Genomic DNA, 16,333 nt, shown 5'->3' with positions numbered 1-16,333 from the left:
TTATTGCGCCTGGATTCTGAGTTCTGCACTGGAACGGCTGGTGTGACCCAGCAGCGATTTCACGTCGCTGGACTTGGGTTTGATCAGCCTGAACTTGGGCACATAGGAGTCGAAGTTGGCCAGGATCTCCTCGGCGCGCGAGCTGCCGGTCTCATTGAGGTGCGCCGTGATGATGCCGCGCAGGTGCTCCTGATGGATGGCGAGATCCGCCACGTCCAGCAGTTCCACCAGCTCGGGGTTGGTGCGCTTGGCGAAGTTGCCGCACTCGTCGAGCACGTAGGCAAAGCCGCCGGTCATGCCTGCCGCGAAGTTGACGCCGGTCTGACCCAGTACGGTGACGATGCCGCCGGTCATGTATTCACAACCGTTGTCGCCAATTCCCTCGACGACCGCCAGGGCGCCGGAATTGCGCACCGCGAAACGCTCGCCGGCAGTGCCTGCGGCGTAGAGTTTGCCGCCGGTGGCGCCGTAGAGGCAGGTGTTGCCGATGATGGCCGCTTCATGGGATTTGAACGCCACGCCGACATGGGGCTTGATCACCAGCTTGCCGCCGGTCATCCCCTTGCCCACGTAGTCGTTGGCGTCACCGGTGAGGATCATCTCAAGGCCACCTGCGTTCCAGACGCCGAAGCTCTGGCCTGCGGTGCCGTTGAAGTGCACCTTGACCGGATCTGCCGCCATCCCCTGGTTGCCGTGACGTTTGACGATTTCGCCGGAGAGGCGTGCACCCACCGAGCGGTCGGTGTTGCGAATGTCGTAGCGGAACTCGCCACCGCTTGAGGTTTCCACCGCTTCCAGCAGATCTTCCACCATCTTGAGGTTGAGCGGCCCCTTGTCGAAAGTGGGGTTGTGCTGCTGGCTGAACAGGCTGGAGCCTGCCGGCGCAACCGGACGGGCTAGAATGCCGGAGAGATCCAGCTTGGCCTGACGGGCGGTGAGGCCGGGTAGGGCTTCCAGCAGATCGGTGCGGCCAATCAGGTCGGTCAGCTGGGTGACGCCGAGCTGGGCCATCAGCTCGCGGGTCTCCTCGGCGATGAACTTGAAGTAGTTCATCACCATCTCCGGCAGACCGGTGAAGTGCTCGCGACGCAGCTTCTCATCCTGAGTGGCAACGCCGGTGGCGCAGTTGTTCAGGTGGCAAATACGCAGGTATTTGCAACCGAGCGCCACCATGGGGCCGGTGCCAAAGCCGAAGCTCTCGGCGCCGAGGATGGCCGCTTTGATGATGTCGAGACCGGTCTTGAGACCACCATCCACCTGCAGCCGCACCTTGTGGCGCAGACCGTTGGCGACCAGCGCCTGCTGGGTTTCGGCCAGACCCAGTTCCCACGGGGAGCCGGCATATTTGACCGAGGTGAGGGGGCTGGCGCCAGTGCCGCCGTCATAACCGGAGATGGTGATGAAGTCGGCATAGGCCTTGGCCACGCCGCAAGCGATGGTGCCCACACCGGGCTCGGAGACCAGTTTCACCGACACCAGACAGCTCGGGTTGATCTGCTTGATGTCGAAGATGAGCTGGGCCAGATCCTCGATGGAGTAGATGTCGTGGTGCGGCGGCGGCGAGATCAGGGTCACGCCGGGCACGGAATAGCGCAGCTGGGCGATCTGGGCAGTGACCTTGTCACCGGGCAGCTGGCCACCCTCGCCGGGCTTGGCACCCTGCGCCACCTTGATCTGCACCACATCGGCGTTCATCAGGTAGTGGGGGGTGACGCCAAAGCGGCCGGAAGCCACCTGCTTGATGCGGGAGTTCTTCTCGGTACCGAAACGCTTGGGATCTTCGCCACCTTCGCCGGAGTTGCTCTGACCACCGAGGCGGTTCATGGCGACTGCCAGTGCCTCGTGGGCCTCAGGACCGAGGGCACCGATGGACATGGCGGCGGAGTCAAAGCGGGGGAACAGCTTGTCGGCCGGCTCAACCTGATCCAGCGCGACCGGATTGTCGACCTTCTTCAGCGCCAGCAGATCGCGCAGGGTGGCAACTGGGCGCTCGTTCACCAGACGGGCGTACTCTTTGTAATCGGCATAGTTGCCGGAGCGCACCGCGGTTTGCAGGGTCTGCACCACATCCGGGTTGTAGGTGTGGTACTCGCCGCCGTGGACGAACTTGAGCAGGCCGCCGTGGGGGAGGGGCTTGCGCACCAGCCATGCCTGACGGGCCAGATTGTGCTGATCCTGCTGGATGTCGGCAAAATCGGCACCCTGAATACGGCTCGATACGCCGCGGAAGCAGGTATCGACCACCGACTTGGCCAGACCCACCGCTTCGAACAGCTGGGAGCAGCGGTAGCTGGCGACCGTGCTGATGCCCATCTTGGACATCACCTTGTAGAGCCCCTTGTTGATGCCGTTGCGGTAGTTGACCATGGCCTGGCGCAGGGACATGGCGAGCACGCCCTCTTCAACCTGTTTGGCCAGGGTTTCGTAGGCGAGATAGGGGTAGATGGCGGTCGCGCCAAAGCCCAGCAGCACAGAGAAGTGGTGCGGGTCACGGCAGCTTGCAGTCTCCACCAGAATGTTGGCGTCGCAGCGCAGGTTGTTGTCCACCAGGGTGCGCTGTATCGCGCCCACCGCCATGGCGGCCGGGATCGGCAGGGTGTCGGCGCTGATATCGCGATCCGACAGCACCAGCAGCACGGTACCGCTCCTGGCGGCAGTTTTGGCCTCGTCGCAGATGCGCACGATGGCCGCTTCTAGCCCCTCTTCGGGCTTGAAGTTGAGGCTGATCACCTGATGACGGTAGTACTCACCTTCCAGTGCCAGTAGCTGGTGGAAGTCGGAGTAGAGCAGGATCGGCGACTGGAACAGCACCCGGTGGGCGTGGCCGAAGGTCTCGTTGAAGACGTTCTGCTCGCGACCGATACAGGTGGCCAGCGACATGACGTGGTTTTCCCGCAGCGGATCGATGGGCGGGTTGGTCACCTGGGCAAACATCTGGCGGAAGTAGTCATAGAGGGTACGCGGGCCGGAGGAGAGCACCGCCATCGGGGTATCATCCCCCATGGAGCCCACCGCCTCCTGACCATTTTCACCCAATACCCGGATGATCTGATCCAGCTCCTCGAAGGAGTAGCCAAACAGCTTCTGATAGGTTTTCAACTGGTCGTCGGAGAACTCGCGGCTACCGGTCTGGCTGTCATCCATCTGCTCGAAGGGGACCAGTCTGCGGCAATGTTTATCCATCCACTGCTTGTAGGTGTGGCGGTTTTTGAGATCGTCATCGATCTCGAAGCTGGTCCACACCTTGCCGTTGCTGGTATCCACCACGAACAGCTCGCCCGGGCCGACCCGGCCCTTCTCCAGCACTTCGTCCGGGGTGTAGTCCCAGGTACCGACTTCTGAGGCGAGGGTGATGAACTTGTCTTTGGTGATGACGTAGCGGGCCGGACGCAGACCGTTGCGATCAAGTGCGCAGGTGGCGTAGCGACCGTCGGTCATGACGATACCGGCCGGGCCGTCCCACGGCTCCATGTGCATGGAGTTGAAGTCGTAGAAGGCGCGCAGGTCGTCATCCATGTTCGGGTGCTTTTGCCATGCTGGCGGGATCAACAGGCGCATGGCGCGGAACAGGTCCATACCACCGGCGAGGAAGAGATCCAGCATGTTGTCGAGGCTGGAGGAGTCAGAGCCGGTGGTGTTGACGAAGGGGGCCGCTTCCTGCAAATCGGGGATCAGCGGCGTCGCAAACTTGTAGCTGCGCGCCTTGGCCCACTGGCGGTTGCCGGCGATGGTGTTGATCTCGCCGTTGTGGGCCAGATAGCGGAACGGCTGGGCCAGCGGCCAGCGCGGGCTGGTGTTGGTGGAGAAACGCTGGTGGAAGACGCAGATGGCCGCCTGCATACGGATGTCGGCGAGATCCAGATAGAAGCGCGGCAAGTCCACCGGCATGCACAGCCCTTTATAGACGGTGACCAGGTTGGAGAGGCTGACCACGTAGAAGTAGTCGTCGTTGACGCGCTTTTCGATGCGGCGACGCACGATATAGAGACGGCGCTCGAGATCCTTGTCGACCCAGCCGGGCGGGGCGTTGACAAAGACCTGTTCAATGCTGGGCAGGGAGGCTTTGGCGATGGTACCGAGTACGTTGGTATCGACGGGCACCTTGCGCCAGCCGACCAGACTCAGGGTCTCTTTTTCCAGCTCTTCGTCGATGATATCGCGGGTCTGCTGGGCCAATACGGGGTCAGGGTTGAGAAACAGCATGCCGACCGCATAGTTGCGGCCAAGGTGCCATCCCTTCTCCTCGGCGACAGCTCTGAAGAAGCTGTCCGGTTTTTGCAGCAGCAGACCGCAACCATCGCCGGTCTTGCCATCGGCGGAGATCCCGCCGCGGTGCTGCATGCGAGCCAATGCTGACATCGCGAGACGGACAAGCTTGTGGCTGGCTTCCCCTTCCATGTGGGCCAACAGGCCGAAGCCACAGTTATCCCTCTCCAGCTTTGGATCATATAGTGACATTGCATTTCTCCCTTGCTCGGCCTTGTATCGCACAGTCATCACCTGACTGCATAAATTGCGATTGGCTCTTGTGGTTCCGTCTGCCTGACGTGGCGAATCTCCAAACTAATGGGATTTTCTGGCGAGGTCAATCGCAGGTCAGGTTTGTCTTCATGGTTACATTCGCATAACAAAATGTCGGGTTAGGGGGATTCGCTCGCAGTTATGGAGTGTTTATTCTGTGTAGTTTGATTTTGTTGGTTAAATATATCGCCATTGGCGGGCTCAATGGTGCGCTCGGCGACGATGGGCGAATGTAGTAATTTTACCAACCCGATGTGGCCGACAGCGGAAGGGATCACATTTTCAATATCCCATGCTTGCAATTGTGTGCTGTCGGGTCTCTTTGAATTTTTCATTGTTCAACAGTGGGTTATCAGGTCTCATTTTCATATGGATGTTTACTGTTTGAATCGTCAAAGAACTGTAAAAATCCTTTTTTTGCGCTTTTTCTCTATATTTATTCAAAATTGGTCGGGTATTTATATGTTTTACCCTCTCCGCTAGCTTGATCCAGCTCAGCCCCTGTTTTGCGCAAGCTCGTACAATGGCGCTCCTTTAGCGGAGGTGTCATGCAGTTACACGAACTCGTCAATACATTCGGTCAGGATCTCAAGCAGCGTCATGGTCAGAAGATCCACAAACTCTCCATCCACGGGGCCTTCACCTGCCCGAACCGTGACGGCACCCTGGGCCGTGGTGGCTGCACCTTCTGCAACGTTTCCTCTTTTGCCGACGAGTCGGCTCAGCAACTCTCCGTGGTGCAACAACTGCTGGCTCGCCGGGACGAAGTCACCCGTGCCAAGCGCTATCTTGCCTACTTTCAGGCCTATACCAGTACCTATGCCGAGGTCGAATATCTGCAGCGGATGTATGAAGAGGCGCTGTCGGTGAGCGATATGGTGGGGCTCTGCGTGGGCACTCGCCCCGATTGCGTACCGGATGCGGTGCTGGATCTGTTGGCGGGCTATCAGGCCCGGGGTTACGAGGTGTGGCTGGAGCTCGGGCTGCAAAGTGCCAATGACAAGACCCTGCAACGGATCAACCGCGGCCACGGTTATGCCGCCTATGAGGATGCGGTAAGACGTGCCCATCAGCGCGGCATCAAGGTATGTGCTCATCTGATCGTCGGCCTGCCGGGCGAAGTGCCGATGGACAGCCTCGATACCCTGCATCGCATCGTTGAGACCGGTGTTGAGGGGATCAAGTTGCATCCGCTTCATGTGGTTGAAGGCAGTACTCTCGGCAAGGCGTGGCAGGCGGGGCGGCTTGAGGTATTGACGCTGGAGCAGTATGTGGAGGCGGCCGTTGCCATGATCCAGCACACGCCGCCCGAGGTGGTGTATCACCGGATTTCGGCCTCCGCGCGCCGTCCAACCCTGTTGGCGCCAGCCTGGTGTGAAAATCGCTGGACGGCCATGGCGGACATTGCCAAAGCACTCTCATTGAACGGCCCGCAAGGTCACGCGTTGGGCAGACCCTTCATACTTCCTGACCTATAATTGAGAACCAGATTATTATTTTCACGTAAAACATAGGGTTATATAAAAAACTTCATACCCTAAACTATAGTTTTGGTACGTGCCGGTTGATATAGTGGTGCGCCATAATAAATGTCATTATCAATTAACTCCGACATTCACCCTGATTGCAGTGTTAGCATGGTGTTGATGAGCCGATTATTTTTACCAATAACGAATCATGCCACCATTGCTGCTGTGCCGGGAAATTGGCGATGAGTGTCGCGATCTATCTGGACAGGTTTATCCCCTGATCAGTCTCATCAGCGGGAAGGCCACTCGGTTTTAGCGTGGCTATAGCAGGGAAATATGAGCGATGAACGCTCTTATCTACCTCATTTATGCAGTGACAGGATGCTATGCAAGCAGAAACAAGTCGTATTGATGAGTTATTGGAGTGTCTGGTCTTTTTGACCCGTTTTTATGGTGTGCCCAACAGTCAGGATGCCCTGACGACCGGGTTGCCACTGGTCTCCGGACGCCTGACAACCGCACTCTTTTGCCGTGCTGCCGAGCGGGGCGGGTTATCCGCCCGTGAAGTGATCCAGCCACTGGCCGATATTTCTCCCTTGCTGCTGCCTTGCGTATTGCAGATGCGCAGTGGTGGCGCCTGCATTTTGCTGGAGTGGAACGAAGATCGCAGCCAGGGGAAAGTGATTTTCCCTCAGGCCGGTGATGCCGCGCAATGGCTGACCGCAGCCCAGTTGGGTGATGAGTATCTGGGGCGCCTCTTCTATGTAAAGAAGCAGTTCAAGTTTGACGAACGCTCGCCCAAGGTGCTTGAAACCCGTGATGGACACTGGTTCTGGAGCACCTTGTTCGAATCCCGCGGCATCTATCGCGATGTGCTGATCGCCTCCATTCTGATCAACCTGTTTGCCATCGCCAGCCCTCTTTTCACCATGAACGTCTATGACAAGATTGTGCCCAATCTGGCGTTTGATTCGCTCTGGGTGCTGGCTGTCGGGGCCATGGTGGTCTTTACCTTCGATTTTGTGATGCGGCAGTTGCGCAGTTACTTTATCGACATTGCCGGTAAAAAGTCTGATGTGCTGCTGTCCGCCAAAATTTTCGCCAAGGTGATGGGCATGAGGATGGAGTCTCGTCCCGCTTCCACTGGCGCGTTCGCAAAACATCTGCAGGAATTTGAATCGGTGCGGGAGTTTTTCACCTCCGCAACGGTTTCTACTCTTATCGATCTGCCCTTTGCCGTCTTCTTCCTTTTTATTATCTGGATGTTTGCAGGCGTAATGGTGGTGGTTCCCATCGTCGCCATGCTGATCCTCATCGCCTACAGCTTCTATATTCAAGAGCCCCTCAAGCAGTCCATCGAAGAGGGGTCACGCCTTGCGTCCCAGAAGAACGCCAACCTGATTGAAAGTATTTCCGGGCTGGAAACCGTCAAGATTTTCGGCGCCGAGAGCATGTTCCAGCATCGCTGGGAACAGGCCGTCTCCCATATTTCCACCTGGGGCGTACAGACCCGCCGCATTACCAACTCCATGTCCTCGTTGGCCAGTTATATCCAGCAGGTGGTGACGGTCGGTCTGGTGATTGTCGGTGTTTACCAGATCTCCGAAGGTTTGGTCACCATGGGGGGCATGATTGCCGCCGTGATGCTCTCCAGCCGCGCCATTGCGCCCATGGTGCAACTCTCCGTATTGTCGACCCGTTATAACCAGGCCAAGTCAGCACTGGATATTCTGGAAAAAATCATGCAAACCCCGGGTGAGCAGGAGGAGGGCAAGCAATATATCCATCATCCGGTGATTGCCGGTCGAATTGAATTTGAAAATGTCTCCTTCAAATATCCCGGCATGGAAACCAGCACTCTGCACAATATCAATTTGCGCATTCAGCCGGGCGAAAAGGTGGCGATTATCGGCCGGATTGGGGCGGGTAAAACGACCCTCGAGAAGCTATTGATGGGGTTGTATCGACCGACCGATGGCTCGGTACGTATCGACGGTTTTGAACTCGATCAACTGCCACCTGCGGTAATCCGCCGCAATATTGGTTGTGTCCCGCAAGATGTCATTCTTTTCTTTGGCTCGGTGCGGGACAACATCATGCTGGGTAATCCGCTGGTGGATGATGTGAGAGTCTTGCGCGCCGCCAAGCGGGCGGGTGTCACCAACTTTACCAACAGGGATCCCAACGGGCTGGATCGGCAGATAGGTGAGGGTGGCCGTCAGCTCTCCGGTGGTCAGCGTCAGTCGATCCTGCTGGCACGCGCCCTGCTCAATGATCCCCCCATTCTGGTGATGGATGAGCCGACCTCCAACATGGACAACCAGTCCGAGATGCAGGTTAAGCAAGAGCTCGCCAGACTGGGCCCGGAAACCACATTGATCCTCATCACTCACAAAACCTCGATGCTGGATGTGGCATCGCGAGTGATCGTCATCGAGCAGGGGCAGATCGTTGCTGATGGCCCCAAAGAGGTGGTGTTACAGCAGTTGAAGGAAGGCAAGGTGCGCGTGCAGGAGGTGTCCCATGGTTAAGGGGCTCATGGACTGGTTCAAGCGCAGCAAAAAGACGCCTTCCGGCGAGGTATTGCCAGCACCCGAGCATCTGGAGTTTGTCGATGACGGCGCGGCAGCTGTACTGCTGACCACGCCGACGGGAGCTCGTATCCTGCTATGGTGCTGTTTCCTCTTTTTCATGAGTGCCATCGTCTGGGCGGCCTGGGCCGAACTGGATGAAGTCACCGTGGGTCAGGGCAAGGTTATTCCGTCCCGTCAGCTGCAGGTGATCCAGAACCTGGAAGGGGGGATCGTCAAAGAGATCTTCGTTAAAGAGGGGGACATCGTCGAAAAGGGGCAGCCGCTGCTGCGCATCGATGACACCCGTTTCCGCTCCGACTTTAGAGAACGGGAGCAAGAGGTGGTCACTCTCAAGGGCGATGTGGCTCGTCTGCGCGCCGAGATGGCCAGTGTCGAGGTGAAAAACGACCCGGCACTGGGTTGGCGTGAGCAGGTCGTGGTAGGCGAAGCGCCAATCCAGTTCCCCGATGGTTATGAAACCGTCTTTGCCGAATATGCGCACCGTGAGCGCTCTGTACAGCGGGATCGCCTCAATAACCTGAAGAACCAGCTCTATATTCTTGGTCAGCAAATCGAACAGAAAGAGCAGGAGCTGATTGAACTGAATGCCAAGATCCGCACCGTGAATCGCAGCGTGGATCTGGCCAGACAGGAACTGAATATTAGCCGTCCGTTGGCGAAAGAGGGTATAGTGCCTCAAGTGGAGCTAATTAAGCTTGAGCGGCAGGTCAACGAGATGCAGGGGGAGCTGGAGAGTAACCGTCTGCTGATCCCAAAACTCAATTCGGTACTGCGTGAGACCATCTCCAAGCGTAATGATATTGCGCTGAAGTTCAGAGCAGACTCCCAGACTGAACTGAATGAGAAACAGGGGCGGCTTGGCCAGTTATCAGAAGGGCAGGTTGGCTTGCGAGACAGGGTTGACCGGACCAGCGTGATTGCTCCGCTCAAGGGCACCATCAAGAAACTCAAGATCAACACCCTGGGCGGCGTGGTTCAGCCTGGCATGGATTTGATGGAGATTGTGCCGTTGGAGGATACCTTGCTGGTAGAAGCCAAGGTGTCACCGAAAGATATCGCCTTCCTGCGACCGGGGCTGGATGCCATCGTCAAAATTACTGCCTACGACTTTACAATCTATGGAGGATTGCATGGCAAGGTTGAACAGATAAGTGCGGATTCGATCCAGGATGAGGAGGGGAACTCCTTTTATCTGGTTCGGGTTCGAACAGAGAAGAGTTACTTGGGCGATGAGCTTAACGCACTTCCCATCATCCCCGGTATGTTAGCCAGTGCTGATATCATTACTGGTAAAAAAAGTGTCCTAGACTATTTGCTTAAGCCGATTTTACGGGCAAAGCAGTCGGCACTGAGAGAACGATAAGCCAACAATCTAAAAACAAAACATGACTGGAGATAACATGAAAAAAACGATTGTTGCCATGCTGGTCAGTGGCTGCATCCTGATCCCGAGTTTGGGTCAGGCCCAGACTCTGGAAGAGTCGGTGGCACAGACACTTGCTACGCATCCCAAGATAAAGGAAGCGTTTGATCTGTATCAGGCACGACTCTATCAGCATGATGGAGCCAAGGGTGGCTATTATCCTACGATCGATCTGCGTGGCGGCGTAGGCTATGAAAAAACTGATAGCCCTTCAACGCGTCGTGATCCAACTAGTGATGACTCGTTGACTCGTAAAGAGGCTGGGCTCAGTCTGCGGCAAATGTTGTTTGATGGCTTTGATGTCAGCAACAATGTCTCCAGAACCGAAGCTGAAGCCAATGCCCAGCGTCTGGCGATGATCTCCGAAGCAGAAAACACCGCGCTGCGGGTGGCTGAGGTCTACCTCAATATGCTGCGCCAGCAGGAGATCCTGGAACTCTCCAAACAAAACCTGGAAACCCACGAACAGATCCGCAGCGACATCAGCAAGCGGACTGATTCAGGGCTTGGTTCTACTGCGGATCAGACCCAGATTGAAGGTCGTGTTGCCCGAGCCTATTCAAATCAGGCTGCTGCTGAAAACAACTATCGCGATGCAGAGAGTGAATTTATTCGTGTCGTGAACGAGGTACCCAAAGATCTGGTGCAGCCGGTTCCCAATACCGAGCTTATCCCGACCAGCCTCGATAGTGCGCTGAAAACGGCGACCGAAGTCCACCCCACCCTGCTCTCTTCCTTGCAGGATATCGAAGCGGCCAAGTATCAGCATGAAGGTGCCAAATCCGGTTTCTATCCCAATGTGACATTCGAGGTCGATCAGAACTGGAATGAGGATATCGATGCTGTTCCTGGCCGTAATGATGACCTGACCGCCATGGTGCGCATGCGTTACAACCTGTTCCGTGGCGGTTCTGATGTGGCAGAGAGCAATGCAACATCGGCGCTCTACTCTCAGGCGAAAGACATTCATTTGAATGCGTTCCGCCAGGTGGAGGAAGGAACTCGTCTGGCCTGGAACGCGAAAGAGTCGTTGGCCAAGCAAAAGACCTTCCTGAAAGAGCATGTTGACGCCAGCTATGACACCGTACAGGCGTACAAGAAGCAGTTTGGGTTGGGTCAACGGACATTGCTGGACGTATTGAACACCGAGAACGAACTGTTTGAGGCGCGTCGCAGCTATATCACTGCCGAGTATGATGCACTGCTGGCTGACTATCGCATTCTCAACGCGACAGGTAGTCTGCTTAATGCATTTAGCGTCAAACAACCCGCTGAATGGCAGGCCAGGCAATAACCGTTTGTTCATGATCCCGCTGGGATCATGAACGCCAACATGGTGACTGCTGCTGGCAGTCACCATGTTTGGCTAACGCAGGTTGTTGTACGAGCTTTGAGGAGTGCAGCAGTAATAATGCAGCAGGAATATGACGTGACACTCCAGCGTGGTACCGGTAGCCGATGGTGTTATCTTCTCAATGAATGGAGATACCGATCACTACGCGCTCTGCGCCACTCCTTGTGGATCCTGCTGTTACCCTTCTCACTTCTGCTTTGTGCCAGTCAGCCTCTGCCACAGGAAGATCTCAACTTGATCAAGCGGGCGGAGCAGACCTATGGCGCCAGAGCCGGCAAGCGTGTAACCAGCTGGCGTATGTTGGTCATGGAGACGAAGGGCAGGGCCCTGAGCGAAGAAAAAAAGCTTGAGCGGGTTAATAATTTTTTCAATCGGATGCGTTTTATTGACGATATCAAGTTGTGGCGCAAAAAGGATTATTGGGCAACCCCGCTAGAATTTTTGGGGGCTGCCGGGGGAGACTGTGAAGATTTCAGTATCGCCAAATACTCTACGTTGCTCGAGCTTGGGATCCCGGATGATAAAATGCGGATGGTGTACGTCAAGGCGCTTGATTACAACCAGTTTCACATGGTGGTGGCATATTATGAGACACCCTCTTCCGTTCCGGTTATTTTGGATAATTTGATAGGCTCGATTCGCCCTGCCACACAGCGGCGTGATCTGGTGCCTATTTACAGTTTTAACGGTAGTCACTTGTGGTTGATGAAGGCACGAGGCCAAGGGGAACTGGCTGGTCAATCATCCCGCTTGGGATTATGGAATGATTTACGCAATCGCATGACCTCGGGGCGATTGGCTCGGCCAGTGGTGAATTTGGATGATTAACCTATGACGCTCTATCGACAGTTATTAGCCACCATGCTGCTGCTGTTTGGATTGTTATTTGCGGCCACATACTGGGTGCAATTCAATTCAACCCGCACTTATCTGGCGCAGCAACAGGAAACAACGGTCATCAATACGGCAACCTCGCTGGGGCTTGCGCTCACCCCCTATCTGGAAAACGGTGACAAGGTTGGTGCCGAGTCGGTGATCCAGGCTATTTTTGATGGCGGCTATTATCGACTGGTTCGCCTTGACCTGCTTGCATCAAAGGATGTCATCGAGCAGGAAAATACCAACAATATTCAGGGGGTGCCGCAGTGGTTTGTGAATTTGGGTCTGTTTCCTGAGGTATCCAACGAGTCAATTCTGACGTCTGGCTGGTTGCAGCTTGGAAAATTAAAAGTAGTGGGTCACCCTGGCCAGGCGTATTACGAGTTGTGGCGGGGGATGAGCGAGCTGGCGAGCTGGTTTCTGGTCGGCTTTTTGATCACCACAATTTTGTTGATGAGGGCACTCAACTACTTGCTCAAGCCACTCAAACAGATCTGTGATCAAGCCGTCGAGATCGAGTTGCACCATTTCGGTCATACGATCCCGGAGCCTAAAACCCATGAATTGAAGCAGGTCGTTCAGGCGATCAACACCCTCTCAAGCAAGTTGGCGTTGCAGTTCAAAGAGCAAGCTGATGAGGCCGAGAAATTGCGTGAGCGGGTTTATGTCGATGCCGTGTCAGGGCTTGGCAACCGAGCCTATTTTGTGGGTCAGGTAAACGCATGGATAGCGGAGGCAGGCCAAGGTGGCGTCATGCTGGTTGCGGTCGACATGCTGGATGATATCTATCGCGATGAAGGCTTTGCTGCCCGCGACAACATGGTCAAATCGATAGCTCAGGCTTTGAAAGAGCAATTAAAAGGGTGGGATGGCGCAGCCTTGGCACGGATCTCCGCGACGGAATATGCGCTGCTCTGTCCAACTGACGATCTGACTCAGCTAAAAGAGCTGGCTGAAGTGATTAATAGCCGCATTGCCGATCTGGTGGTGAATCCAATGGGCGAAGGGGATGCGCTCTCCGTCATTGGTATTGCCGGTCGTGATGGCAATGATGATCTCTCTGCCTTGTTGACCAAAGCCGATAATGCGCTTGGCAAGGCGCGCAATGAACGCCGTGGTGCTGTGGTGATGGAAGGGGGGACCGAGCAAGGTTTGATGGGGCGTTTGGCCTGGCGAGATCTGGTACAAGATGCCATTTCACGACAACTTTGGCGCTTCAAAGCCCAACCAGCTTGCCGGTTTGATAATGGAGCAAGGTTGCATGCCGAGCTGTTTGCTTCTATCTCTCGGGATGGCACTGATTATTTTGCAGGTCAGTTCTTGCCCGCGATTGAACAGTTCAAATTGGGTGGCGAGTTTGACCAAGCGGTGCTTGATGCTTGCGTTCCATTACTGCAAAAACAGTCTGATCTGGTACTGGCGATCAACATCACTGCTGGCTCGCTCTGCTCGGATGAATTTTTAACCTGGCTGACGCGCTATCTGACCGAGCATGCAGAGCTCAAAGAGCGGTTGTTATTTGAAATACCTGAAGCTGCCATCATGAAACATAAAGACAACGTGGCTGCGTTGGTTGGCACCTTGCAAGCTCATGGCTTCCAGTGGGGGGTTGACCACTATGGTCGTCACTTCCAGTCTCTGGGCTATCTGGAGGAGCTGTCGCCGGCTTATGTCAAGGTCGATCACGGTTATACCAGTCAGGTCATGGAGCCGGGGGCTGACACCTCATTCCTGGCTGCAGTGTGTCGCGCCGCACACAATGCCGGTGTGACCACCATTGCGACCCGTGTCGAGGATCAACATCAAGTGGAACTGCTTTCCAAGTTGCATATCGATGGTTACCAGGGATTTGTTCATCCTGCCTTCCCATTGTCTTGAACTAAATGTTGGAAATGGCCCCGATAGGGGCCTTTTTTATACCAGTCACTTCTCTTTTCGCCATTTTTCTATAACCAACTCAAGGTCAGCCTTGAATGGAGCTGTGTCTAGGGTTCTGATTTGTATTAAGAAATTCCAACTCTTCGATTTTTTTCCGTCCATTTGTTGAATTCCTCTCGAACGTACGCTTTTTTGCAACGGAACAGCGCGCTATCTCCTTCTACGGTGTAGACATCAAGATCTGTCACCTTGGAGCAATGGATATGCGTACCCAAATCATCGACAAGTCCGTGGTTGTCTCAGCTATAGAAGGCAATGTGGAGATTGTGCTGGCTGATGGAAGCAGCCGCCCTCTGCAAAAAGGGGAAATTCTCCAACCCGGAGCAAAATTGGCCATAGCTGATGACGCCAAGCTGGCTCTTTCCCCTTATGACGATACTCCTCCATCGGATGTACCAGCCGGTTCCGAGTCCGCTGAACCTGCTCAACCGCAAGTGGCGGCCAGCCAGGAAGGCGCTCCTTCAGATATTGCCGCATTGCAAGAATCGATTCTGCAGGGTGTTGACCCGACTCAAAACTTTGAGGCTTCTGCTGCTGGTGGGGCACCAGCGGCCGGTGGTGGTGGCGGTATTGGTGGAGTTGCGGGGGCCAGTGGTAATGGTGGTTTCGTAACAATTGATCGAACAGGCGATGCCACGATAGCGGCTGCAGGGTTTGATACCACCTACGATACGGCCGCTGTCATCAATGAAAATCAGGCCGAAGATTTGATTCTTGAAAATCAGCTTGATGATTTGGGCGAAACCGCCGTGACCCTGGAAGACACTCAGATCAGTGGGAATTTGCTCGACAATAGTACCAATCCAGATGGGCCTGCTGATGCCTCTATCATTTCATATGACTGGGGTATCAATATCGGAGTCCCTGCCGGTGTTGCTGCCACCATTACCGGAGTGGGCACGCTGATCATCAATCCGGATGGGAGCTATACCTTTACTCCGGCTCCTAACTATGATGGTGCAGTTCCCCCGGTGAACTATCAGGTAACTGATGGCCAGGATACAGTGACTTCAACACTCGTTATCTCCATTACTCCGGTAGATGAGGAGGTTGGCCTTGATGGGCTTACCCTGGAAGGGGGAGAGGTGTTGGTCAGTGATGCTAATCTGGCGGATGGTTCAACCCCCAATGCGACAGCGTTGACTCAAGGTGGAGTATTTACCTTCAGCGCCCCCGATGGCGTGCAAACGCTGGCGATCGGGGTGATCCAGTTGATCAGCAATGGCACTGTGGTTGCTCTGCCTGTATCCATTGAGACACCGCTGGGCAATGGATTGCAAATCACCGCAATAACCTACGATCCCGTTACCGGTAACGGCAGTGTCTCCTACAGCTATACCCTCCTTGATAATGAAGCTCATCAACAACCCGCTTCTGACCTGCAATTGGGTGAGAGCCTAACGGTGACCTTGACTGATGATGACGGTGATACAGCCAGCGCAACATTGGACATCGTTATTCAGGATGATGTGCCTATCCAGGATGTGGGGGTGGCCGAAGAGGCTAATTTGGGTGGATTGTCGGCCAGTCTGGACGAGACGGTTGGCAAAGAGGATACCTACAGCGAAAGTGATGTGAATGACGGCTATGTCAGTGATGACGTAGAGGGTGCACTGGCCCGGGCTACAACTGCGATTGAAGGTGGTTTGCTGTCACTGTTTACCAGCAGTGGCAGCTACGGTGCTGATGGTGCAGGTAGCATCACCGGCAGTTTCAGCTTTGTCGGAATTGGCGAAGCGGGGGTTGCCACCAACCTGTCGGCCACCAAAGGTGGTGAGATTACCCTCAATGCAGTGAGCGCGACCGAGCTGCAAGGGGTTGATGGTGAAGGAGATGTGGTCTTCAGCATCAAGATTGTGGTGGTAGATGGGGTATCCCAACTGCAGACCACCCAGTTTGAAGCCTTGTCTCATGACAACACCGGTTTGTTTGATGAATCACTGTTGCTGCTGCTCAGTGGACAGAACAGTCTGGGACTGCAATACAGCGTGACCCGTGTGGACGGAGATGGCGATAGCGTGACCGACAGTGCCACTGTCAGTTTGATTGCGGGCGAGCGGTCGGTATTCAGCTTCGATGACGATGGCCCGCGTGCCGGGCTGGCAGAGAAAGCGCCGGCTCTGGGCGCGACCGTGGATGAAAGCCTGGCCAGTCT

The 16,333-nt window shown here is 55.3% G+C and carries 8 protein-coding genes; 7 read left to right on the top strand and 1 reads right to left on the bottom strand.

The window, feature by feature from the left end; all coding sequences use genetic code 11:
- Nucleotides 1–4,458, bottom strand: a complete 4,458-nt coding sequence (gene gltB / locus OKC42_RS16015; RefSeq protein ID WP_270820244.1) for a glutamate synthase large subunit — start codon at nt 4,456–4,458, stop codon at nt 1–3.
- Between the two features lie 611 nt (nt 4,459–5,069).
- On the opposite strand from gltB, the gene OKC42_RS16010 reads away from it, so the two are divergent.
- The 7 genes from OKC42_RS16010 to OKC42_RS15980 all read left to right on the top strand — a co-directional run.
- On the top strand, nt 5,070–5,999 hold the full coding sequence (locus OKC42_RS16010) for a TIGR01212 family radical SAM protein (protein WP_042083735.1): 930 nt from the start codon (nt 5,070–5,072) through the stop codon (nt 5,997–5,999).
- Between the two features lie 377 nt (nt 6,000–6,376).
- A complete protein-coding gene (locus OKC42_RS16005) occupies nt 6,377–8,521 on the top strand; it encodes a type I secretion system permease/ATPase (protein ID WP_005350980.1) in 2,145 nt (714 codons plus the stop codon).
- The gene (locus OKC42_RS16000) at nt 8,514–9,947 is read left to right on the top strand and encodes an HlyD family type I secretion periplasmic adaptor subunit (protein ID WP_005350982.1); all 1,434 of its coding nucleotides are present in this window, start codon (nt 8,514–8,516) and stop codon (nt 9,945–9,947) included. The genes OKC42_RS16005 and OKC42_RS16000 overlap by 8 nt, the downstream gene beginning before the upstream one ends.
- Before the next feature lie 37 nt (nt 9,948–9,984).
- Nucleotides 9,985–11,301, top strand: coding sequence for a TolC family outer membrane protein (locus OKC42_RS15995; RefSeq protein WP_139442622.1), 1,317 nt, complete (start codon nt 9,985–9,987; stop codon nt 11,299–11,301).
- Nucleotides 11,302–11,436: 135 nt separating this feature from the next.
- Nucleotides 11,437–12,189 (top strand): transglutaminase-like cysteine peptidase, encoded by a 753-nt coding sequence (locus OKC42_RS15990; RefSeq protein WP_005350994.1) that lies wholly within the window; start codon nt 11,437–11,439, stop codon nt 12,187–12,189.
- A gap of 3 nt (nt 12,190–12,192) precedes the next feature.
- Nucleotides 12,193–14,118 (top strand): EAL domain-containing protein, encoded by a 1,926-nt coding sequence (locus OKC42_RS15985; protein WP_005337342.1) that lies wholly within the window; start codon nt 12,193–12,195, stop codon nt 14,116–14,118.
- Between the two features lie 263 nt (nt 14,119–14,381).
- Nucleotides 14,382–16,333 (top strand): retention module-containing protein (locus OKC42_RS15980; protein ID WP_270820242.1); only part of this gene is annotated, 1,952 nt, incomplete at its 3' end.

The organism is Aeromonas sp. Y311-2 (genome assembly GCF_027706025.1).
GTDB lineage: Bacteria > Pseudomonadota > Gammaproteobacteria > Enterobacterales > Aeromonadaceae > Aeromonas > Aeromonas veronii.
This window is presented reverse-complemented; position numbering and strand designations above follow the sequence as displayed.

Coding starts and splice junctions, on each gene's coding strand:
- OKC42_RS16005 (WP_005350980.1), top strand. CDS start 6,377: ATGCAAGCAGAAACAAGTCGTATTGATGAGTTATTGGAGTGTCTGGTC.
- OKC42_RS15995 (WP_139442622.1), top strand. CDS start 9,985: ATGAAAAAAACGATTGTTGCCATGCTGGTCAGTGGCTGCATCCTGATC.
- gltB (WP_270820244.1), bottom strand. CDS start 4,458: ATGTCACTATATGATCCAAAGCTGGAGAGGGATAACTGTGGCTTCGGC.
- OKC42_RS15985 (WP_005337342.1), top strand. CDS start 12,193: ATGACGCTCTATCGACAGTTATTAGCCACCATGCTGCTGCTGTTTGGA.
- OKC42_RS16000 (WP_005350982.1), top strand. CDS start 8,514: ATGGTTAAGGGGCTCATGGACTGGTTCAAGCGCAGCAAAAAGACGCCT.
- OKC42_RS16010 (WP_042083735.1), top strand. CDS start 5,070: ATGCAGTTACACGAACTCGTCAATACATTCGGTCAGGATCTCAAGCAG.